Source organism: Pedobacter nanyangensis, assembly GCF_003313505.1.
Classification (GTDB): Bacteria; Bacteroidota; Bacteroidia; order Sphingobacteriales; family Sphingobacteriaceae; genus Pedobacter; species Pedobacter nanyangensis.
Map to the genome: position 1 here is coordinate 614302 of NZ_QMHO01000001.1, position 24750 is coordinate 639051.

A 24750-nucleotide genomic window follows, 5' to 3' on the forward strand; every position below is an offset into this window, starting at 1 on the left:
AAAAGTATGCAAATTAATTTTTACGGTAAAATCCGGATGCTTTCTGGATTTTGCCTGTCCAAACTGTTTCTAACCATGAAACTTACGGTAATCATTATTATGATTAGCTGCTTTCATATAAGCGCTAAAAGTTATTCTCAAAGTCTCAACTTAACAGGCAAAGATATTCCCTTGGCCAAAGCGCTGACGATGATCAGCAAACAAAGTGGACATTACCTGTTCTACAAGCATAATGAACTTAAAGATGCAGATCCTGTAACGATCAAATTAAAGAATGCCAGTTTAACCCAAGCTTTAAAAGAGGTTTTCAAAAACCAGCCTTTTACTTTTGTTATTGAGCAAAAAACCATTGTTGTTATCAAAGTGAAGACTGAAGCGCCAAAGACATCTATTTTTATAGACATCAAAGGAACGGTGCTGGGAGATAAAGGAACTCCATTGCCAGGGGCTGGTATACGTGTTAAAAACGGCACTCAAACTACAGTAACAGATGCCAATGGTAATTTCAGTTTAAATAATTTACCAGAAAACGCAGTGCTTGTGGTGACTTATATAGGTTATGTAACACAGGAATTGCCTATTGGTAATAAAACAACCATCACGATTAATCTGATAGAAGATGCAGCCAGCTTAAATACATTGGTGGTTGTAGGTTATGGCAAACAAGAACGTAAAGATGTTACAGGTTCGATCAGTTCTATAGATTCGAAAAAAATCAAGGACCAGCCTGTTGTAAGTCTAGACAACGCCATGGCAGGTCAAATGGCTGGCGTACAGGTTAGTCAAGCCACAGGAGCGCCAGGTGGTGGATCTACCGTTAGGATTAGGGGTGCCGGCTCCTTAAGCGCTGGTAACGAGCCATTGTACGTTGTAGATGGTTTCCCGGTAACCAATGATTATAACCAAAGAAACAATCCATTAGCAACGATAAACCCGTCAGATATTGATAATATACAAGTACTAAAAGACGCTTCGGCAACGGCAATTTATGGTTCAAGAGGATCGAATGGTGTGGTCATCATCACTACCAAATCTGGAAAAACAGGAGCCTCTAAAATAGATTTCAATTTAAGTACAGGTGTACAACAGGTTGAGAAAACCCTAGACATGTTAAATGCTAGAGAGTACGCCATTTATATGAACGAAGCAAGAAATAATGCCTGGGTCAATTCTGCCCCAGGCAGATCAGCTTCAGATCCAAACTCAGTTCGTTTGCTTTCTACGCCGGCGGCAAATAGAGTTTTTTATGTGTTGCCAGATGCACTTTCTGATCCAGATGCACTGGGTGTGGGTACCAATTGGCAAGATGAAATCTTTAGAACTGCCCCTATGAGCAATTACCAGATTAATTTTTCTGGGGGTAATGAAAAAACTAAATACTTTGTATCTGGTGGTTATTTAACACAAGACGGTATATTGTTAGGAACAGATTTGAAACGCTACTCGTTCCGAGTGAATGTAGAGTCGCAAGTAAATAAAGCGGTAAAAGTTGGGGCAAACTTAACCCCAAGCTACAACTTTTCTAACCAAACTCTGGCCGAAGGTAACTGGCAAGGTGGCGGTATTATCCAATCTGCTTTAGCTGCAGGCCCACATTTAACACCTTACAATGCAGATGGTAGTTATCGAAAAATTACTGGCTTGGGCATGGGAACCAGTGAGGTAGATAATCCAGTTAAAATAGCAAAAGAATATTTTCATCAACAGGGCAACATGAGGTTGTTGGGGACTGCCTTTGCTGAGGTAACCATCATTAACGGCTTAAATTTTAAATCTTTGGTAGGTGCAGATATCAGAAACTTTAGAGAACAGATCTTTAATCCATCAATTATTAACCCAAACAGTGTAAACGATACTAAGTTGGCTACGGCTAACAACAACACTATCCAGTCGAGAAATTGGTTGGCAGAGTTTACACTAAACTACAACAAGAAAATTAAGAAACATGCATTTGATGCATTATTTGGTTATACGATACAACAAGAAAATATCGAATCTGCCTCTATTAGCGCTACCAATTTTCCAAACGATATTGTAAAAACAACCAACGCCGCGGGTACAATTACTAGTGCACCAGCACCGGTAGAAGATTGGGCTTTACTTTCTTATTTGGCTCGTATCAACTATAGTTTTGACAACAAGTATTTGCTCACCGCTACTTTTAGAACTGATGGTTCGTCTCGTTTTGGTTTCGATAACCGTTGGGGAGCTTTCCCTTCAGTATCATTAGGATGGAGAGTTTCTGAAGAGAATTTCATGAAGAATGTGAACTGGCTGTCTGATTTAAAGGTTAAAGCCAGTTACGGTATTACTGGAAACAACTTTATCAGTAACTACGGCGCTATTGCACTTACTACAGCCGATAACTACATTTTTGGAGCAAGTGGCGGTACGGTTAACAACGGTATTAGGCTAAATAACATTGGCAATAGCTTATTAGGTTGGGAAAAGAATAAACAATTAGATTTAGGGTTAGAGTTTGGTGTGCTGCAAAACAGAATGTTCATGTCTGTAGACTACTATAATAAAAGAACTTCAGACTTATTATTGAGTGTTCCTGTACCCACCTTAACAGGATATACCAACGCCTTGCAAAATATCGGCGAAATTCAAAACAAAGGCTTCGAGTTCACATTAACTAGCAGAAACTTGGTAAAAGAGTTTAAATGGACTACCGATTTTAATCTCTCTACTAACAATATCAAAGTGTTGGCTTTGGGCCCTGATGGTTCGCGGATCTTATCAAGACAAACTACATTTGCTGCAGGCAATACGCACGTTACGGAAGTTGGTGCTACACCCGGTGCATTTTTTGGCTACAAAGTGATTGGTGTTTACCAAAATCAAAATGAAGTAGATACCCAACCTGTAATTAAAAATGCAAATGGAACTACTGCATCTAAACCAGGCCAGCTAAAATTTGCTGATATCAACGGCGACGGTGTAATTACTGCCGATGATAGAACCAATATTGGGAGTCCGTTTCCAGATTTTACCTACGGCATGACCAATAGTTTTTCTTACAAAAACTTTGATTTTTCGTTTACCCTACAAGGTGTACAAGGGTTCGAGGTGCTTAATGCAGCCAGAAGATTTTATGGAAGCTACTCGGGCTTAAACAACTCTTTACGAAGTGCGGCTAACGGTTGGAAATCTGCTTCGGAGCCAGGTAATGGCATGATCCCACAAATAGATAGAAATTTTGCTTCTTTAGGTGTAGCTTCGGTTATTAACAATGCTACCTCTGCATTTGTTGAAGATGGCTCTTATTTAAGAATTAGAAACATTACGTTAGGTTACAACCTGCCGGCTTCGGTAGCAAAAAAGCTAAAGGTAGCCAACGCTAGATTTAGCTTTACGGTACAAAATGCTTTCACATTTACTAATTACGAAGGCTATAACCCAGAAGTAAGCGTAGAAGGGGCAAACCCTTTAATGCCAGGGGTTGATTCTGGTGCCTATCCATTGGCTCGTACATTTATGTTCGGTTTAAATTTTGGATTTTAAGAAACATTAGCAATGAAATTTTCCCATTTATAGGGATTGCTTCATTACCATTAAAGAAAAATCTTAGAAAGATGAAATATATAAAAACAATTTTTGCTGTGGGTACCATAGTGTTACTTTCGGCTAGTGGTTGTAAGAAAGACTTTTTAGATCGTGCTCCTATTTCTCAAATGAATGGGACCAATTTTTATAAAACTGCCGATGACATGAAAGCTGCACTTGCTTCGGTGTACAGTGGCTTGCAAACAGGCGGTACGTACTATTCATCGATGCACGTTATTGGCGAAATGAGGTCGGATAATACAGAAATTACCGATCCAAATGCAGGTGCCGACTTACTAGCGATAGATAGGTTCGAAAATTTACCTACTACCTCTATCAGCAGCACTACTTGGGCGGGCCACTACCAAGCCATCCAAGCGGCCAACATTGTGTTAGACAAAATTGACGCTGTAAATATGGATGCAGGGCTAAAAGCAAGGTATGCTGCCGAAGCTAAATTTTTACGAGCGCTAATGTACTTTAACTTGGTACGCATTTTTGGCGATGTCCCTTTGGTAGTGAAAATGATCAATAACCCAAAAGAAGGTTACGCTTATGGTAGAAACCCAAGTGCTGAAGTTTACACGCAAATTATTACAGATTTGACAGAAGCTGAAGCAGTTTTACCTCACGAATTTATTGGGGCAGATATTGGTAGAGCAACTAAAGGCGCTGCGGCGGCTTTGTTGGGTAAAGTTTACTTAACTCAGAAAAGGTTCGATTTGGCGGCACTTCAATTGAAAAAGGTAATTGACAATGTTGCATTAAACAAATATCAAATTATGCCAACTTATGCTGGTGTTTTTGGTATTAGCAATGAGAACAACAGAGAATCTATTTTCGAGGTACAATTTAAGAAAGGCGCAACTAATGAAGGTAGCCCGTTTACCAACCAGTTTGCGCCAATAGGTTCCGGAACGGCAGTGGTATCGGTTGGTAATCCGCTAGGACAAAATATCCCAACAGCTGATATGAATAACGCTTACGAAGCTGGAGATTTAAGAAAAGCGGTATCGATGAGAAACAGCTATGTGCTTAATGGCAACACGGTTCAACACAATTACATTATAAAGTATGCAGGTGTTCCGGCAGCCTATTTAGATAGTGATAACAACTGGATCGTATTGCGCTATGCGGATGTATTATTGATGTATGCAGAAGCCTTAAATGAGCAAGGTTATGTAGCTGACGGACCAGCATTTACCTACTTAAATCAAATTAGAAACAGAGCAGGCTTGCCGCCTAAAACCAGTAACAACGCCGATTTGTCGCTTCGCGTAGCAGATCAAGCGGCTTTCCGGTTGGCCATAGAGCAGGAGCGTAGAGTAGAGTTGGCTTTTGAAGGACACCGTTGGTTTGACTTGGTACGTACCAACAGAGCACTTACTGTAATGGCTTCTAAAGGCATGCAGTCGCACCATGTTGTATTCCCAATTCCCCAAACGCAGATTGATATTAACCCAGCTTTAATTAAGCAAAATACAGGTTATCCTAACTAATCTTGTCTTTTTCCCGTCTTTACCGCTATTGCAGTGAAGACGGGAAATTTGATTTGCTGTTCTACCCATCTTTTAATTCCAAAAAATTATGAGAAGATTATTTCTGTCTTGCTTAATGGCTATCGCTTGCTTTCAATTTTCATGGGCACAAGTACAGACACTTAACCAAAAAGATCATGGATATAGAGGGATATGGTATAGTAACCAGCCTTCTAACGACGAATATGTTTACAAATACAGTGGTGGTCTTGGCACTTATCCAGCCAATCATTATCCATTTTCTGTGTATGTAGCCAAAGAGAAAAAGACATTTTTTTGTTACGGCGGATCAGATCAAGCGGGTAAGACATTGCTGCACATGGTTTCTTATTTCGATCACAAAAGCGGAATGGTGCCCAAACCAACCATCGTTTTAGATAAAAAAACAGATAACGCCCACGATAATCCGGTAATGAATATTGATGCCGAGGGTTATATTTGGTTGTTTTCTACAGCGCATGGTACCAACGGTCCGTCTTATGTGCACAAAAGCGTGAAACCTTACGACATTGCTAAATTCGAACAAATTCAGGCTACTAAAATCGAAAATGGCAAAGTAGTGCCGATGAACAATTTTTCTTACCTGCAAAGTTGGTATCAAAAGGGGAATGGCTTTATCAACTTATTTACGCATTACGATAGGAAAGTAATACCAAATCAACCGAGCAAACCACGTAGAACCATAAGCTATATGACCAGTGCTGATGGTGTAAACTACAGCGATTGGAAAGATTTGGCTACCATTGAAGAAGGTCATTACCAAACCAGTGGTAGTTTCGGCAATACGGTAGGAACTTCATTTAATTTCCACCCGGTAAAAGAGGGCGAAAACGGACTAAATTACAGAACCAATTTATACTACATCCAAACCAAGGATTTTGGTAAAACTTGGGAGAGTGTGCGTGGTAAAAAAGTACAACTACCCTTAATCCAAATTGAAAACGATGCATTGGTAAAAGATTACCATTCCCTAGGTTTAAACGTTTACATTAACGATGTAGAATTCGATCATCAAGGTTATCCCATCATCTTATTTATTACCAGTAAAGGCTACCAAGCTGGACCAGAAAACGCTCCCTACACCTGGAATACCGCAAGATTTACAGGAACGGCATGGGAAATATTGCCCGTAACGACTTCTGATAATAATTACGATATGGGCTCTTTAATAGTTGACAAAAAAGGAATTTGGACTATTGTTGGCCCAACGGCTATAGGGCCGCAGGCTTTTAATACAGGCGGAGAAATGGTCATGTGGACAAGCAATAATAAAGGCAAAACTTGGATGGCAAAATCATTAACAGACAGGAGTGCCTATAACCATTCTTACGCTAGAAAGCCAGTAAACGTTCATCCAGATTTCTTTGCGTTTTGGGCCGATGGACATGGCAGAAAGCGCTCTGTATCGCATTTATATTTTTCGGATAAAAAGGGAAATGTTTACCAGTTGCCAGACCAAATGACGGCAGATTTAATGAAACCTATTAAACTAAAAAAGCCAGTTAAATAACCATGCTTAGATACCCAAAGCGGATAATTGTAGGTCTTGTAGTAGTATTTTGCTATGCCTGTAATCAAGATCAACTCCATTTGCAAACGATCGATAACGTGCAGCTGGAAAAAAACCTGTTGAAGGTAGAAGTATTAGCTAAAAACTTGGATGTGCCTTGGGATATTTGCTATGCCGACGATCATTCGCTTTTTATTGCCGAGCAAGGTGGCGCCGTTTCCAGGATAGATTTAGCTACGGGTAAAAAAAAGCAGTTGGTTAAAATAGCGGAAGTTTGGCGCAAACGTACAGCAGGCCTGTTGGGTTTAGTGGTGCATCCACAAGTACAAAAAAATCCTTACCTGTTTGTAAATTACACGGTGCAAAAAGACAGTTTGCTCATCATTAACCGTTTGGTTCGCTACGAAATTACAGCAGACACCTTAAAAAACCCAAAAGTACTCTTAGAAGTAGATGGCTATACCGCACATAATGGTTCCCGCTTAGCTATCGGTCCCGACCAAAAATTATATTGGGCCACAGGCGATGCCTATTTTGGCGAAAAAGCGCAAGATCCGAAAAGTTTAAACGGTAAAATTTTGCGGATGAATACAGATGGTTCTGTACCTGCTGATAACCCAATACCGAACAGTTACGTTTGGGCATCGGGTTTTAGAAACATGCAGGGGCTAACATTCTCCAACAAAGGTTTGCTCTATACTTCCGAACACGGCGATGCTATTGAAGATGAAATCAACCTGATCGAAAAAGGGAAGAACTACGGTTGGCCAGCCATTGAAGGTAAAGAAGATTTGCCTGCAGAAAAGGCATTTGCCCTAAAACATCACACCACGCTGCCCATCAAATCTTGGACACCCGTTATTGCTCCTGCTGGTATCACGTATCACAATGGTAAAGGCATCCCCGAATGGGCAAATAGTTTACTGCTGACCACTTTAAAAGGCAAAAGTTTAAGGGTAATCAAACTAAATGACGACGGTAAGAGCGTAAAACATGAAGAAATTTTCTTCGAGAAATATTATGGCCGATTACGGGATGTCTGCACCGATAAAGATGGTGCGGTCTACCTAGCTACCAGTAACCGAGATTGGAACCCTTCGCCAGGTTTTCCATTGCCAGGAGATGATAAAATCTTAAAAATTAGCAAAGCTGATAAAGCTACGCACAAAGTGCTAAGGGCAGAAGAACCAGAAACTGCAAATCTTGTTTCGGGTAAAACGATATACCAGCAATATTGCGCCTCCTGCCATAAAGAAGATGGAACAGGTGTATTGGGAACTTTCCCGGCCTTGGCAGGTTCGGCAAAGGTGAAGGCTAGTCCAGAAACGCTAATCCCAATTTTATTAAATGGCATTAGCAAGGAACAAGCAGGTGCAGCAATGCCCGCATTTAATTTTTTAAGTAATGAAGAAGCGGCAGCAGTTCTTACTTACATCCGTCAAAACTGGGGTAATAAGGCCAGTGCCATTACACCTACACAAATCAAAAAACAATAAATTACATGGCAAATTCAAATAAATTCATATCCTTATTAAAAGGCTTAGGGCCAGGTGTTATTACAGCCGCCCTGGTTTTTGGTCCAAGTAAAATGACCATTACTTCACGTTTGGGCGCCGAATTTGGTTATTCCATGCTGTGGATTGTGTTAGTAGCCATATTTTTTATGCTGGCATTTACTAATATGGGCGCTCGCATTGGGTTAAGCAGTAACGAAAGCTTGCTTGCCCAAATTCGCTTAAAATGGGGCAAAGGTGCTGCTATGGCTATTGGTTTAGGTGTTTTTTTGGTAACTACCTCATTTCAGGCAGGCAATTCTATAGGCGTGGGCATTGCCATTGCCGAAGCCAGTGGGACACCGGTTTGGCTCTGGGTGGTTTTGTTCAACGTATTAGGGATTGCCTTACTTTTTTTTAGAAGTTTTTACAAAGTGCTAGAACGGTTAATGATTGCTTTGGTAGCGGTAATGCTCATTGCTTTTTTAACTACGCTTTTCTTAGCCAAACCGTCTATTTCTGGCATTGCAGAAGGTTTTGTGCCAAGTTATAATCCAAACGCAGCTGTATTGCTAATTGCTTTTGTAGCCTCATGCTTTTCCATTGTGGGGGCTTTTTACCAGTCGTATTTAATGCAGGAACGTAAAAAATTAGGTGCCCAAGTGACTAACAAAAGCACAACAGGCATCCTGATTTTGGGTTTCATGAGTGCAGTAGTAATTATTTGTGCTGCTGCGGTGCTACATCCGCAGGGAATTAAAGTAAACAGTGCATCCGAAATGTCTAAAGCTTTGCAGCCTTTATTTGGCGAGTACGCCGCCAATCTGTTTTTGCTAGGCTTATTTGGAGCGTCTTTTTCATCGTTGGTAGGTAATGCTACGGTAGGTGGTAGCTTACTGGGCGATGCTTTTGGTTATGGCAGTCAGCTAAGTGCTAAAATGGTGAGGCTCTTTATTGCCCTGGTAATGGTTTGTGGCGCTACCATTTCTTTGGTATTTGGTAAACTGCCATTAGAGCTTATCATTTTTGCCCAAAGCGTAACCATTTTCTTGGTGCCTTTTATCGGCTATGCCATGTATCAAATAGCCAATGATGAAAAAATTATGGGCGCTCGAAAAAACAGTAACTATATAAAATTAGTGGGTGCCATAGGCTTATTGCTATTAGTAGCATTGGCCGCATGGAATTTCTACAACATGTTCATTCAATAACATTGATAAAAATATAACACGCAAATATGGAAGATTTAAAAGCGCTTGAAGAAAGATACACTCGTCCTTCGGAGGCTCTTATTGCAGATGTAAAAAAAATTAAAGGCGATATTGTATTGCTCGGCATTGGTGGTAAAATGGGGCCTAGCATGGGCAAATTATTGGTAGATGCCTTGCGTAAAGCAGGAATGTCGAACCGTGTAATTGGCGTATCTCGTTTCTCTAACCAACAAGCAAAAGAAGAACTTTTAGCGGTAGGCATAGAAGTAATTGCTTGCGATTTGCTGAACGATGAAGAACTTTTTGCTTTACCAGATGTACCAAACGTGATTTATTTGGCTGGCAATAAATTTGGTACCACTGGAAAAGAAAACTTTACTTGGGCAATGAATGCCTATTTGCCTGGTAGAGTGGCCGAAAAGTATAAGAATTCGAACATTGTGGTATTCTCTTCTGGAAATGTATTGCCATTTGTTCCAGTTACCTCTGGCGGCGTATCTGAAGAAACCACACCAGAACCCATTGGCGAATATGCACAATCTTGTTTGGGGCGAGAGCGCATTTTCGAGTTTTTTGCCCATAAAAACCAAACGCCAACTTTAATTTACAGGTTAAATTACGCGGTAGATTTTAGGTACGGTGTAGTGATGGAAATTGCCAAAGCGATTTTGGCTGGTAAGGAAATAGATTTAAGTACCGAAAACGTGAATGTCATTTGGCAGGGCGATGCTAACGAAATTGCCATCCGTTCGCTGTTACATTGCGCTACACCTGCGAAAATCTTAAACGTAACCGGCCCCGAAATTTTATCCATCCGCTGGATAGCGCAACAATTTGCCAATATTTTTAACATCAAACCAAAATTTGTAAATGAACCTGTTGGTACGGCATTATTAAACAACGCATCGGAGTGTCATCGCATTTTCGGTTATCCTAAAGTCACTATTAGGGAAATTATAGACATTACCGCTACTTGGTTAAGCAATGGTGGCGATGAGTTTGGTAAAGCCACACATTTTCAAGAAAGAGGAGGGAAATTTTAATGACGCTTAGTAAAGAATTATATCAGCATTTACAGCAGGGAACGGTAATCCCTGCACACCCGTTGGCATTAACCGAAAATAGAACTATCGACGAGAAAATGCAACGTCAACTCACGAGATATTACATAGAAAGTGGCGCAGGAGGTATGGCGGTTGCTGTACATTCTACTCAGTTCGAAATCAGAGATCCGGGAGTAAATTTATTTACCACCGTACTGCAATGGGCAGCAGAAGAAGTAACCAAGGCTAATCTCCAACGTCCGTTTTTAAAAGTGGCAGGTATTTGCGGCCCAACAGCACAAGCAGTTAGCGAAGCTAAAATAGCAGCTAGTTTAGGCTACGATATGGGGCTGCTTAGTATGGGCGGTTTACAAGGATGGACTGACGCACAAATTTTAGATAGGGTAAGGGAAGTAGCGCAGGTCATCCCGGTGTTTGGCTTCTATTTACAACCCTCGGTTGGTGGACGAATTTTTAGCTACGATTTTTGGCTACAATTTGCAGAGATCGAAAATGTATTGGCGATTAAGTGCGCTTCATTTAATCGTTACCAAACTTTAGATGTAGTAAGAGCAGTTTGCAACAGCAGTAGGAGAGACGAAATTGCGCTTTACACCGGTAACGATGATAACATTGTGGCCGATTTACTAACCTCTTATCGTTTTACGGTAAACGGGAAGGAGGTAAAAAAAGGTTTTGTAGGTGGTTTGTTAGGCCACTGGGCAGTTTGGACACAAAGAGCAGTGACTTTAATGGAAGAAATTAAAGCTTACCGAAACAAGCCAACGGCTACCCAATTTGATGATTTGATGAGCCGAGGGGTAGAAATTACTGATGTGAATGCTGCATTGTTCGATCCTGCAAACCACTTCCACGGTTGTATTCCGGGTATTCATGAAATGTTGCGTAAGCAAGGGTTGTTGAAAGGCATTTGGTGCTTAAATCCAGACGAGAAATTATCTCTAGGACAACTAGAAGAAATAGATAGGGTACATCAAGATTATCCACACCTAAATGATGATGCTTTTGTGGCCAACTTTTTAGCACAGCAAGGAGGACTTTAAGATGAAGTTATTGAAATTGTTTTGCCTGTTATTCGCTTTTGCGTTTGTAAAAACGGCTAAAGCACAGCAGGATAAATTTGTAAACCATGGCCCGCAACTAACCGCTACCATGATACAGGGCAGTATTTTTTTGAAAGATGCCAAAGGTAATTTATTGCTATACACCGTAGTACGTGGCGAACCTGCACATTTATTGGCTTTTAATGTGAAAACCAAAGCTTTGGTGCTTGATGTTCCTTTGCCCAAATCAGATGGTGCTTGGGATTTAGCACAGTCTACCGATGGGACGCTATACGTTCCGGGGGCAGGAGGAAAGCTGTTTAGCCACAAACCGGGCACAAAAAACATTACCGATTTGGGCAATGCCCTACCTAACGAAACCTACTTGTGGAATTTAACAGCTGGTAAAAATGGCGAAGTTTTCGGCGCTACTTACCCAGGTTGTAGGCTGTTCAGGTATCATCCAAAAGACGGGTTTACCGATTTAGCCAACGGCCCCTTGGTAGCGGGTGAAAATTATGTGCGTAGCCTTGCTTTCGATACCAAACGGAATATACTTTACGCTGGCGTGGGTTCTCATGCGCATCTTGTGGCCATTAATTTAACTACCAAAGAGAAAAAAGAGATACTGCCAGCTAAATATCAAGACAGAGAATTTGTTTATAGCTTAGAAATGGTAAAAGGTACCGATGGACAAGACAGATTATTGGCGCTGCTTACTGCTGGTCAAACCACTTTGGTTTACAACCTTGCTACACAAAAAGTAGAACAGGAAGTTGTTGATATGGATATGAAGGCGGTAGGTACAGATGTGAAAAAATCGTTGCTATATTACACTTCAAAAGGTAGTTTAAAACGTGTTGACGCAAGCAAGAACTTTAATACGGCTATTACTTTAGCAACGGATATTGCTGCGGCAACAGCGTTCCATAACGATAATGCCGGTAATCTTTATGTATTGACCGTTAAGGGAAAATTACTACATTACCATACTTCAACCAAAAAAATACAAATTACCGCATTAAAAATCCCATCGCAGCCGATACCAATTAATGCCATTATGTACGGCCCCGATAAAAAAGTGTGGACAGGCGGTTATCTGGCAGGTGGGCATGCAACGTTTGATCCCGCAACAAACAAAAACACTAAGTATGCGGGTTTAGACCAAACCGAAGGGATGTCCTTTATGGGTAGTAAAATCTATTTTGGCATTTATCCCAAAGGGAGATTTTACACTTATGATGTTACCCAGGCTTGGAATACCGTTAAAAGTAATCCGAAATTGATTTTCGAAGAGAAAGACCAGAGCCGTTCATTTGCTGTTCATGCCTTGCCGAAGTTACAAAAGGTTTATTTTGGTACTGTACCTGAATATGGTAAGTTGGGCGGTGTTTTGGCCATGTACGATGAAGCTAACCACAAACACACGTCATTTGGAGAAGTTTTAGAAAAGCAGTCGGTGGCCAGCTTGGCCAGTAAAGATGGTGTATTGATTTTGGGCGGATCTATTTCTGGTGGCTTGGGTGTAAAGCCTGAACGTAAGGAAGCAGAGCTGATGTTTTGGGACATGAAAACGAACCAGACCATCACTAAATTAGTGCCGGTTGCTGGTGCGGCTGCTATTACCTGTCTCATTAACGGCCCCGATGGGAATATTTGGGGTATCGCCGATGGGCATTTGTTCATCTTGGATGTGGCACAACAAAAGGTGCTTTCCGTACAAAAACTGTATGATTATCCTCCTTTTGGCAGCCACATTTGGCGTAGTGCTTTTTTAGCAATTCATCCCTCTGGAGATATTTACGGAACGGATAATGGTAAGCTTTTTAAGCTATATCCATCCACTAAAAAAGTTGAATTTTTAGCAGAAAATGCGGGGCTAATGGTAATGGATCCAACTGGGAAAATTTACTTTAAACGTGGTACGGAGCTTTGGTCTTATACGCCTTAAATAACAGATTTTATATAATCTATTGCTAGTTTGGTCTATTTCCATTTATTAAATGAAATGTTTTTAACACCTTGGCGGGGGCGCCAACAGAGGAGATTTCTAATGTTGTTGTTCTCCACTAATGCTAAACACCATAGTTTAAGTCCGAAGGATTGACATAATGATAGATTTGAAAGATGGTGTGGAAAAACCCCGAAGGGGTGATATGATTAAAATATGAAAAGATTATTTTTACTGCTGTTGGCGACAATAACAGCGAGCTTTTATGCAAATGCCCAGCAAACGGAATTGTTGAAGAAAATTAGTGTCGAATGGCAACTGCATCAAAACGATTACCCACAAAAGGGACAATTTACTGCATCGTTCGTTTTTAAGAACAACAGTAATGGCGCTGTAAATCTGCAAGATTGGGACTTATTCTTTTCGTACCCACGAGAAATTGTTTCAATTACTACTGCAAACGCCATAGCCAAAGCACATGGGGGCGAGTTTAGGCAATTAAGTTTCATCAGCGGCAAGGCTACAATTGCGGCGGGGAAAAGCTTTACCATAAACTACGCAGCCAAAGGCAAATCAATGAATTTTACCGATGCGCCAAGTGGCTTGTATTGGGTAGCAAAAAACAATGCTCAAACTGTTGTTAATGTTAAAAACTTAAAAATCAATTTGGGTGAAAAGCACGAACAAGCTTTAGTAAAACAGGCGGCAGCGGCAGCTTTTGTTAAAAATAGCAATGTATCAGCATTACCTGCTAGCCAAGTAGTTAAAATATTGCCAAAACCAGTAAGTTATAAAGAAAATGCAGGTACGTTTATCTTATCTGCTGCGACAAAATTAGTTTTTGATTCAATTTTTGCTCAGGAAGCAGCGCTATTTAACCAAGAGTTAAATGCGCTACTGGGCAAAACATTGACGGTAGCTGTGGGTGCATCAACCGACTATATTCAATTGAAGTTAATTAAGGGCTTGCCCGATGAAAATTATCAGCTATCAGTAGCCAAGGACAAAGTGATCATTTCGGCCTCTTCTACTTCGGGTATTTTCTATGGTCTGCAGTCACTAAAAATGCTGATGCCACCAACTTCTTGGGCAAAAAAGCAAAAGCAAATCAGTATTCAAACTGTAGAAGTTGAAGATGCACCGAGGTTTGGCTATCGCTCGTTTATGTTAGATGTGGCCAGGAACTTTCAAAGCAAAGCTGAAATTTTAAAACTGTTAGACCTTTTGGCACTCTATAAAATCAACACCTTCCATTTTCATTTGAATGATGATGAAGGTTGGCGATTGGAAATCAAAGACTTGCCAGAACTTACTCAAGTAGGGGGAAGAAGAGGGCACACCTTAAACGATGCCAATTACCTAAAACCTGCCTACGGTTCTGGACCAGACGTGGCAAAAGCACCCGGCAGCGGTTATTATACGCAGCAAGACTTTATCGAGATCTTAAAGTATGCCAAACAACGCCACATTAATGTAATTCCAGAACTGGAAACTCCGGGACATGCAAGAGCGGCTATCAAAGCAATGGATAAGCGATACCGTAGCTTGATGAGCCAAGGTAAGCCCGAGGCAGCTCGCCAATATTTACTGCGTGATACGCTAGATCAATCCATATACCGCTCGGTACAAGGTTATACCGATAATGTGATGAATATCGCCTTGCCATCAACGTACAATTTCATTGGCAAAGTAGTGGATGAAATGGCGGAAATGTACCGTTTGGCCGGTGCCACATTAAAAACTGTGCATTTAGGGGGCGATGAAGTGCCTAAAGGCGTTTGGGAAAAATCTCCAGCCATTGCCCAGTTGATGCAGCAAGAGAGAATAACAAATTACGATGATCTTTGGTACTATTATATCGGCAAAGCCAGCAAGTTGCTAAAATCAAAAAACTTGCAGATGGCAGGCTGGGAAGAAATCGCCATGCGAAAAGTAAGCACAGCTGATGGGAAATCTACCTACATAGCCAATCCAGATTTTGTAAACGAGAACTTTCAGGTTTACGTATGGAACAACGTTTGGGGAGGGGGTAATGACGATTTATCTTACCGCTTGGCCAACGCTGGTTACAACGTTGTGCTATCTGCGGTAACCAATTACTATTTTGATTTGGCCTATAATCAAAATTCCAGCGAACCTGGGCTTTACTGGGGCGGTTATGTAGATACGGACAAAGCCTTTTATTTTTCGCCATTTGATTACTACAAAACAGCAACAGAAGATGCCAGTGGAAATGTGTTAAATGCCGCTATTTTTAAAGGTAAGGAAAGATTAACGGATAAAGGTAAACAACATATTGTGGGCATACAGAGCCAACTCTGGTCTGAGAAAATTAGCGGAGCCGAAGCAATGGAATATATGTTGCTTCCTAAATTGCTAGGTTACGCAGAGCGAGCTTGGGCTGCAGAACCTGCTTGGTCAAAAGAAACGGATAGTGCCAAGTCTTGGTCGCACTATTTAGAAGACTGGAACCAATTTGCTAATCTTTTAGGGCAGCGAGAATTACCACGACTTCTTCATTACGCTGGTGGTTTTAAGTTTCGCATACCACCTCCAGGCGTGTCACTAAAAAAGGGGAAGCTAAATGCAAACATGCAGTTTCCAGGTATCCAAATTAGATACACTACCGATGGCAGTGAACCAACTTTGCAGAGTAAAAGTTACACAGGGCCAATTGACGCTAAATCTACCATTAAACTCAAAACTTTTGTTAGACAGCAGGGCAGTAAAACCATCACCATAAAAAAATAAAAAAAATTGTGGGAGTTTTTGGGTTAAGGCGGTCTATATAGAAAAGTGACCATGTCTTGATCATCCAAAGGCGCAATTTTATAAAGATGTTGACCTTGGGGAGTGCTGTTTTTGCACTTCCAAGGAGTTCCTTTGCCCACCAATCTGTACAAAAGCGGGTGGGGGTTATTGGCCTAGATACCAGCCACAGTCTTGCATTCACAAAATTGCTAAATGCCGAAAATGCCAGTTCGTCGTTGTTAGGCTATAAAGTGGTCGCCGCTTATCCTTACGGCAGTAAAACCCTAGAACTAAGCAGGCAACGTATTCCTCTACAGGTTGAAGAAATAAAAAAATACGGTGTTAAAATTGTCAATTCCATTGCCCAATTGCTACAGGAGGTAGATGTTGTTTTATTGGAGACGAATGATGGTCGTTTGCATAAAGAGCAGGCATTGGAAGTAATTAAAGCTAAAAAACCGCTTTTCATCGATAAACCTTTGGCTGCATCTTTAACTGATGGAAAATTCATTTTTGAAGAAGCAAAGAAATTTGGTGTGCCCGTTTTTTCCGCATCTTCTCTTCGCTTTATGGCTATGGTTAAACAAATTAGGAGTAAAAAGCATGGAGAAGTGCTCGGAGCAGATACTTTCAGCCCGGCTACGATTGAGCCTACACATCCCGACCTATTTTGGTATGGAATACACGGCGTAGAAATGTTGTTTGCGGCGATGGGACCGAATTGTGTTTCAGTGAATCGGTTTTACACCCCTGACGCTGATGTGGTGGTAGGCAAGTGGGACGACGGGCGTATAGGTACTTTTAGGGGAATGCGTAATGGGAAGGCTGATTTTGGTGGCATTTGTTTCACCAGTGAAGGTAATTTTCAACTTGGCCCCTATTTGGGTTATGAACCATTGCTTCTTGAAATTGTGAAGTTCTTCGAAACTGGTGTTGCTCCAGTGGAGGAAAATGAAACCTTGGCTATTTTAGCTTTTATGGAGGCGGCTGAAGAAAGCAAGTTCAAACAGGGGGCAACTATTAAACTATCATATTAATGATATAGATCATGTCTAAAAACGTCTTTCAATTTACGGGACTTTCTGGTGTGGGAAAAAGCACCTTGTCTGCGGCGGTCAGCGAAAAATTAATGGCTAAAGGCTACCAAGTAACGGTGCTAGATGGCGACGAATTAAGAAAGACCATCTCGGCCGATTTGGGATTCTCGGAAGAAGACCGGTTAGCACACCTAACAAGGGTGGCTCAACTCGCTGCTAGCATAAATACAGATGTAATTTTAATAGCTGTGATTAATCCTTACGAAAAAGGTAGGCAAGTATTTAGGGATTATGCTAACGCAAAGTTGATTTGGTTAAGATGTGGGTTGGCGGAGCTCAAAAAGAGGGACACAAAAGGCCTATATCACAGAGCTTATTTACCCGATGGACATCCTGATAAGTTGACAAACCTAACAGGTGTTAATGCACCTTTCGAAAAGCCAATGGAGCCAGATCTGGTGATCGATACCGATCACCTTAACATAACGGATGCTTCGGCAGAAATTGGGAGTTATATTTTAAAGGAGATGCTAGTGCAGCAACGCTTCACAGAAACCATATAAGCTGGGGCCATTAGTAAGAAATGAATAATTAACATGAATCGAAAAATACATTTTATATCAGGATTACCACGTTCGGGCTCGACGCTTCTTTCTGGCATATTTACCCAAAATCCGTTAATCCATGCAGGTATGAGCAGCCCTGTGGCTTCACTTGTCAATGGCTGTCTAGAACAAATTGGTGCGGGCAGCGAATTCTACAGCTTCTTTGATGAGAAAAAGCGAAAAGCGATTTGTTCTGCATTGTTCAATGCCTATTACGAAGATATTCAAAAGGAAGTCATTTTTGACACCAACCGCTTATGGACAGCCCGTATGCACCAATTAGTAGAAATGTTTGATGATTTTAAAGTTATTTGTTTGGTGCGTAACCCGGCCTGGATCATGGATAGTTTCGAGAAAATCTATCGTAAAAACCCTTTCGATTATAGTCGTATGTTCTCTGCGGGAAACCGTGCTACGGTTTATACCCGTTGCGAAAGTCTTTTGAACGGGACAGTAGGTATTGCGCTTACTGCGCTTAAAGAAGCCTTTTATGGCGAGTATGCCGATAAGCTCTTGCTGATAGATTACGACTTGCTGGCCCGTTTCCCTGAAAAAACCATGCAGCTGGTTTATGATTTCACGGGCATGGCCTATTATCCGCATGATTTTGACAATGTAGACTACTCGCAAGATGAATTTGACTATACCCTTGGCGTAAAGGGTTTGCATACCATTGGCAAAAAAGTAGAATTTAAACAGCGTCGCTCCATTTTACCGCCAGATCTGTTCCAGAAATATAGCGAAATGGCATTTTGGAAAGATACCGCAGGCAGTTCGGCAAATGTTATTGCCACTAAAGATTCGCAGGACCTATAAATTAATTGCATATCGATATGAAATTTACAAAAGTAAGCAAAAAAGCAAGTGCCGCCCTCATGCAGATGGTGGTAATGGCTACTTCGTTTTCTGCCAGTGCAGCTGGTTCAGCGTATTATGTTGGCAGGCGAGGTGCCTATGCTCCCGGAAAAAACAAAAGCTATTTAGCTGAGCCCTCATTAGGAGCTGTACCTCACAATTTACTTAAACCCTACAAGGCGAAGAAAAAGCCAACTGGACCTATAAAAATTACCCATGCCAATCGTTTGGAAATTATAAGTTCGCCAGTAAAGGAACTTTTAGTGGTAGATCATAATATTAAAGACTACCAACAGTTCAGTAGCTTGGCGAGGCCCGGAGTAGTCTTGGTAGAAATACCCAAAGGGGTAGATGGCTTAGCTTTTTTAATGGATAAGCTTGCTCAGTATCAAAATTTACAGGCAGTACATTTATTCTCTCACGCCAATGCAGGCGAACTGCTATTGGGCAACACACAGATAAACAGCGAGGCACTTGCCAACCATGCCGCATTTGCTAAGGTGGTTAACAGCACGATGAAAGTCGGAGGCGATTTTCTGCTTTATGGCTGTGAATTGGGCAAAGGCGAAAAAGGCGATGAATTTTTAGAAATCATCAAAAACAATACCCATGCAGACGTAGCGGCTTCAAATAACCTAACCGGCAACACTCAAAATAATGGCGATTGGAATTTAGAGGTGCAAAAAGGTAATATCGAAACGCAACCTCTGGCTAATTCCATAGCCATGAAAGATTTTACGGAGGTGTTGCAAAATGTTACTTTTCAGGTAGGGAGTTGGACTGTGGTTAATGCTGGGGCAAACAATGACAGATTTACGCCTGTAGGATCGAATAAATCATCATCTACCGCAATTGATGCCTTGGTTAAACAAACAGTAAATGGCGTTGAGCGTACTTTAAAGGTTGATGGAGCCTACAACAGTATTAAAGCCGATAATAGTTATGGAATCTCTTTTGGGTTTTCGGAAAGTGCACTTACCATTAGCTTTACCGATGGTAGTGTTTTTACGCCGGTTTCTATTGAAATTTATACTTATCAGGGAGATCCAGCTACCATTACCACTAATCTTGGCGGCAGTATAAACGCCAATATTAAAGATGCCTGGCAAGTTGGCTATGCTGCGCAAACATTTGATCTTAGTGCATTACCTGCTGGTGTAACCTCGTTAACCATTACCAATAATTCATGGGCCCCATTTGTGATGAACACCAACAGTGGTTTCATGGGTGCGATAAAAAAAATAACGTTCAAAGATATTGGCATTACTGCTAATGCCAAACCTGTTGTAACTGCTTCAGGTGGTACTACGGCCCACTTAGAGGGTACGCCGGTAGTGATAGACAATGGCTTAACGTTAAGCGACGCTGATCATACTACCCTGGCTTCTGCAACAGTAACTATTTCGGGCAATTTCCAGAGCGGGCAAGATGTATTGGCATTTACTAACAACGGCACCACCATGGGCAATGTAACAGGCAGTTATGCTGCGGGTGTACTTACCCTAAGTTCGGCTGGTAATAGCGCCACCCTGGCGCAATGGCAAGCTGCCTTGCGGTCGGTAACTTACAACAATACCGCCAGTGCGCCTAATACATCAAACCGTACCATCTCTTTTGTAGTAAACGATGGCACCGATAACAGTACCGCTACCACCAAAACAGTAAGTGTAACAGATGTAAATGATCCACCAACCTTAACGGCTACGGCATTAAGCCCTACGTTTACGGAAAAAGGCACAGCAGTAAACGTATTTGCAGGAGCTGCAGTAAGCACGGTAGAAAGCGGGCAGGCCATTGTAAGTTTGCAAGTAAGAGTGAACAATCTTGCCAATGGCAGTAGCGAAATCTTAACTGTCGACGGTACAGATTTGACCTTAACGAATGGAACAACAGCAACTACCGCAACCAATGCCTTATCAGCGAGTGTATCAGTAACAAGTGGCACAGCAACGGTTACGCTTGCTAAAGCGGCAGGTATCAGTACAGCGGCCACGCAAACACTGATCAATGGCATTACCTATAAAAACACCAGCAATTCTCCAACGGGCACTAGCCGTACCGTTACGTTATCATCAATAGGTGATAACGGGGGCGTAGCTAACGGAGGTATAAGTGCGGTTAGTGTTAACATTCCATCAACGATAACCATAGTTGCAATAAATGATGCGCCAACTTTGGCTGGCGGCCCATATTCGCTTGGCAGTATCAATGCAAACCAAGCTTCAAATGGTACCCTGATAAGTACTATATTGGCCGGTTTAACTTATGCCGATGTCGATGCGGGAGCCCTTTCAGGCATGGCAATTACCGCAACTTCGGGTGGCGGCGCTTGGCAGTATTCTACCGATGGAAACACGTGGACCGGTGTAGGAACCGTGTCTGCTAGTTCGGCATTGTTGCTAACATCCACTACGCAGCTACGCTACGTACCTAGTGGTACTGGTGCCGAAACACCAACCCTTACTTTTAGAGCTTGGGACAGAACTTCAGGCACCGCATCTGTAAACGGCTCAAGGTCAACTTTAAGTACCGCTGCAAATGGTGGTACCACTGCTTTTTCTGCTGGTACAGCACAGGCTTCGCTAAGCGTATTGGCCATACCAGTAAATACGGTCGCTCCAGTAATTACAGGAACAGCTACTATCGGTAATGCACTTTCTAGCACTACTGGTACGTGGACTAATGCCAGCAGTTATTCTTATCAATGGTACCGTGCAGATGACAATAGCGGCACCAACCTGGCTCTTATTGCTGGTGCCAACAGTGCAAGTTATACCTTAATCACCAGTGATGCCCACAAATATCTACGGGTGGTGGTTACCGCTAACAACGGAACTGGCGGTACAACAACAGTCAACTCTAGCTATGTGGCTGTGGCTAACTCTGTTCCGGTAAATAGTGTTGCACCAAGTATAAGCGGAGCCGCTACGGTAGGCAATGCGCTGATTACTACCAACGGTACCTGGTCTGATGCCGATGGCGATGGCCGTACTTACAGCTATCAATGGTATCGTGCCGACGATAATAGCGGTACGAATTTGACCCTTATTGCTGGAGCCAATAGTGCAAGTTATACTCTAACCACCAGTGATGCGCACAAATACCTGCGTGTGGTGGTTACGGCAAATGATGGTAGGGGCGGCACAACGGGTGCCAACTCGGCCTATGTGGCCGTGGCTAACAGTGCACCAACAAATATCAGCCTATCTAGCCTAACCGTTAACCAAAGTGCTGGAGCAAATGCTGTGGTTGGTACATTAAGCACTACTGATCTTGATGCTGCCGATACACATAGCTACACGCTGGTAGCTGGAACAGGAAGTATTCATAATGCAAGCTTCAATATCAGCGGCTCAAGTTTACGGGCTAATGATGCTTCAGCTTTGCCTGCTGGTAGTTACAATATCCGTATTAGAAGTGCCGATAGTTTTGGAGGTAATTTCGAAAAAGCTTTTTCGATTACCGTTGTAGATAATGTTGCGCCAAGCGTGCTTATCTCGTCTTCAGTGGGCACATCCGGTACCGTAACCACTACATCTCCAATTCCGTTTACGGTAACTTTTTCTGAGAGTGTAACCAATTTTACCGCAGGCGATATTACCATTGGAAATGGAACTATTGGCAATTTTAGCGGTAGTGGCACTACTTATACGTTTAACGTTACACCTGCTGCTATCGGTAATGTTACCGTAGATGTTGCAGGAAATGTTGCGGAAGATGCTGCCAATAATCCAAATGTTCCGGCGGTACAATTTGCAATCAGCTATCAAAATGTGTTGCCAGTTACCCTCGTAGATTTTACGGTGAAAATAGATGGTAATCAGGCAAGGTTACAATGGCAAACAGCGATGGAACAAAACAATGGTGGTTTTGAAATTTACCGAAGTGGAGATGACAAGCGCTTTGTTAAACTAACTGAAATAGCTGGTAAAAATGTAGCAAATTTGTATTCATTTATCGATAAAAATCCTTTAAATGGTAACAATTATTACAGATTAGTTCAGTTAGATAGGAATGGAACTTCTACTGAATTGGGAGAGAAAGCGCTAAGGTTTGATTTCTCTGTGGCTGAGGTGACGGTTTACCCCAATCCAACAGCAAATAGAGCGAGTATAGCATTCCAATCAGGTAAATACAATGTGCTTTCGTTGATTGGTATAGATGGAAGCGTACTTCAAAAACAAGGATTAACAATTGGACAATCTGAAGTAGTTATAGAGCTATCTTCTTATCCTGTAGGGATATACTTTGTAAAACTTACTGGTGCCGATGGTAGTGTTGTTTGCAAAGTGCTAAAAAAATAGTTAGCTAAAACCTTAACGTCATTATCCAAAAAAACTCCAGCGTTTTTCATGCTGGAGTTTTTTATCGTTAAGATATAGGTTGATCAATAAAACCCTGATGAAAGAGTACCAGGTTTACATTATATTTCTTCCTGTCTTGTCCTGAAATAGCTTGTCACTAATGCAAGCAAAAAATGATAACAAAAACAGAGAAGACTATTAAACCTACCACTGCTCCCGAAAGCCATAGGGCAGATTGGACGAGGAAACCAAGAATAAGGTTATTAGTGAAGTCAATAACGATCTTTTGAGCGAACGTGCCGCTGGACGGAAAGCGAAACCAATAAAACTAAAAACTTCTTTGGATGATGAAAGCCAAGTTGTGCACTTGTAAAGTAAAAATAGCATTAGTAAAAAAATCATGTAAACTAATTCCAGTATTAACACTCAAAAACGACAAGTAATTTCAGGGCGAGACACTTACAACAGAGGCCCATAAGCTCGCTGATTAAACTGACCAGCCCGTCTACGCATGCTTCGAAACTAGGTTATGAAAAAACCAAAGTGAAAGTAGTGCCTTTGTCTAATTCGGAGTCCACAGAAAGTTCAATATGATGATAAGTCGTTATACTTTTTACAATGGCAAGCCCCAAACCATATCCTACCTGAGAATTTAAATTGGTTTTCATAAACCTATCGAAAATAAAAGGCAAATCAGCTTCGGGAATCCCTATCCCACTATCATGAATTTGAATTTGATAACGTCCATCACGCATTTTACTTCCTTCTATGGAAATACTTCCATTTTGCGTGTTAAATTTTATGGCATTATGCACCAAATTAAAAAATAACTGGAACATCAAGTCTCTATTAACATCTAGTATTAAATCATCTTTAGATATACTCATAGATAAGCTTATATTCTTCTCTTCTAACCTATATTTTAGGTCATCCAATATTTCCTCAAAAAGCTGTAGGGGCTTTACCTGCTCCTTTTTAACATATTGTTCGTTTTCTATCCTCGAGATCAATAGCAGCGAACTGGTAATTTTCTTAAGCCGATCTACCGTCTTCATCATTTCTACCACCGATATTGCTTGTTTCTCGTCTAATCCTTCTTCAGCTAAAAAGTTTTCCATTTTATTTTGAAGGATGCTGATCGGAGTCATTAATTCGTGTGACGCATTCGAAGTAAACTCACGTTCTTTAAAGAAAGCTTCGTTAATTTGGGACAATAGGGAAGTGAGCGATTCATCCAAATATTTAAAATCAGTGGTGCTAGTCTTCACTGGCTTTTGTTTCAACAAAAAAGGGAATTGCTTTTGTGAAAGCCGGGCCCTAATGATTGTTGCAAGTGGCTTTATCATTGTCCTGATAAAGATAAGATCAATTAATGCCGTTAAAACGATCAGCATAACAAGCCCATATAAAGCAAACCGTTGTAAAGCCTTGTTATATTGATCTATGCTGGTGGTGGTTTTACCAACTTCCAAGAGATAGTTCTTGTGGTTATTGCTGAAGGTGTAGCTCAATACACGATAATTAAGCGTGTCTCCTTCAATCAACCGTTGCGAATTTTTAATGGTATCCAGTTTTAATTTGCTGTCTACCTGCAAAAAAGCAATAAATTCTTCCTTAAGTAGCGTATAACTGCCATAATTCTGCTCGCCTTGGAGGTAGTAATCGAGCCCATTTTTTTTAACAATCGTCAAAATTTTCTTCCGCTGTTGCTTTAAGGTATAATTCGTATAATTTGAAGCTATTTCTTTTACCAGTATTGGTAATGCTGTTACAAAAACCAGTGCAATTACCAGTTTAGAACCCGTAATAAACAGCGTGAGCTTAGCGGATAATTTCATG

The 24750-nt window shown here is 41.3% G+C and carries 14 protein-coding genes; 13 read left to right on the plus strand and 1 reads right to left on the minus strand.

The genetic code is table 11. The features are described from left to right. The first annotated feature begins 6 nt into the window (after nucleotides 1-6). The 13 genes from DUT71_RS02810 (at nucleotide 7) to DUT71_RS02870 (ending at nucleotide 22911) form a co-directional block, all read left to right on the plus strand. Nucleotides 7-3507, plus strand: coding sequence for a TonB-dependent receptor (locus DUT71_RS02810; RefSeq protein ID WP_205313821.1), 3501 nt, complete (start codon nucleotides 7-9; stop codon nucleotides 3505-3507). Between the two features lie 71 nt (nucleotides 3508-3578). Further along, nucleotides 3579-5048, plus strand: a complete 1470-nt coding sequence (locus DUT71_RS02815) for a RagB/SusD family nutrient uptake outer membrane protein (RefSeq protein ID WP_113660986.1) — start codon at nucleotides 3579-3581, stop codon at nucleotides 5046-5048. A gap of 88 nt (nucleotides 5049-5136) precedes the next feature. Continuing rightward, complete coding sequence (locus DUT71_RS02820) at nucleotides 5137-6597, plus strand: BNR-4 repeat-containing protein (RefSeq protein ID WP_113660987.1); 1461 nt, start codon at nucleotides 5137-5139, stop codon at nucleotides 6595-6597. A gap of 2 nt (nucleotides 6598-6599) precedes the next feature. Further along, nucleotides 6600-8093 carry a PQQ-dependent sugar dehydrogenase gene (locus DUT71_RS02825; protein WP_113660988.1) on the plus strand — a complete coding sequence of 498 codons (1494 nt, stop codon included), beginning with the start codon at nucleotides 6600-6602 and terminating at the stop codon, nucleotides 8091-8093. 5 nt (nucleotides 8094-8098) lie between these two features. After that, nucleotides 8099-9301 (plus strand): Nramp family divalent metal transporter, encoded by a 1203-nt coding sequence (locus tag DUT71_RS02830; protein ID WP_113660989.1) that lies wholly within the window; start codon nucleotides 8099-8101, stop codon nucleotides 9299-9301. A gap of 26 nt (nucleotides 9302-9327) precedes the next feature. Then, nucleotides 9328-10344 carry an NAD-dependent epimerase/dehydratase family protein gene (locus DUT71_RS02835; protein WP_113660990.1) on the plus strand — a complete coding sequence of 339 codons (1017 nt, stop codon included), beginning with the start codon at nucleotides 9328-9330 and terminating at the stop codon, nucleotides 10342-10344. Then, nucleotides 10344-11408 (plus strand): dihydrodipicolinate synthase family protein, encoded by a 1065-nt coding sequence (locus DUT71_RS02840; RefSeq protein WP_113660991.1) that lies wholly within the window; start codon nucleotides 10344-10346, stop codon nucleotides 11406-11408. The genes DUT71_RS02835 and DUT71_RS02840 overlap by 1 nt, the downstream gene beginning before the upstream one ends. 1 nt (nucleotide 11409) lies before the next feature. Then, complete coding sequence (locus tag DUT71_RS02845) at nucleotides 11410-13359, plus strand: ligand-binding sensor domain-containing protein (protein WP_113660992.1); 1950 nt, start codon at nucleotides 11410-11412, stop codon at nucleotides 13357-13359. A gap of 216 nt (nucleotides 13360-13575) precedes the next feature. Then, on the plus strand, nucleotides 13576-16110 hold the full coding sequence (locus DUT71_RS02850; RefSeq protein ID WP_113660993.1) for a beta-N-acetylhexosaminidase: 2535 nt from the start codon (nucleotides 13576-13578) through the stop codon (nucleotides 16108-16110). Between the two features lie 86 nt (nucleotides 16111-16196). Further along, the gene (locus DUT71_RS02855; RefSeq protein ID WP_113660994.1) at nucleotides 16197-17147 is read left to right on the plus strand and encodes a Gfo/Idh/MocA family protein; all 951 of its coding nucleotides are present in this window, start codon (nucleotides 16197-16199) and stop codon (nucleotides 17145-17147) included. A gap of 11 nt (nucleotides 17148-17158) precedes the next feature. Continuing rightward, complete coding sequence (locus DUT71_RS02860) at nucleotides 17159-17710, plus strand: adenylyl-sulfate kinase (RefSeq protein WP_113660995.1); 552 nt, start codon at nucleotides 17159-17161, stop codon at nucleotides 17708-17710. Nucleotides 17711-17743: 33 nt separating this feature from the next. After that, nucleotides 17744-18568: a sulfotransferase family protein gene (locus DUT71_RS02865; protein ID WP_113660996.1), complete on the plus strand. Its 825-nt coding sequence runs from the start codon at nucleotides 17744-17746 to the stop codon at nucleotides 18566-18568. Between the two features lie 17 nt (nucleotides 18569-18585). After that, nucleotides 18586-22911 (plus strand): DUF4347 domain-containing protein, encoded by a 4326-nt coding sequence (locus DUT71_RS02870; RefSeq protein WP_113660997.1) that lies wholly within the window; start codon nucleotides 18586-18588, stop codon nucleotides 22909-22911. A gap of 527 nt (nucleotides 22912-23438) precedes the next feature. Here DUT71_RS02870 and DUT71_RS02875 read toward each other — a convergent pair. Further along, nucleotides 23439-24749, minus strand: a complete 1311-nt coding sequence (locus tag DUT71_RS02875; RefSeq protein ID WP_113660998.1) for a sensor histidine kinase — start codon at nucleotides 24747-24749, stop codon at nucleotides 23439-23441. Nucleotide 24750: the final 1 nt, after the last annotated feature.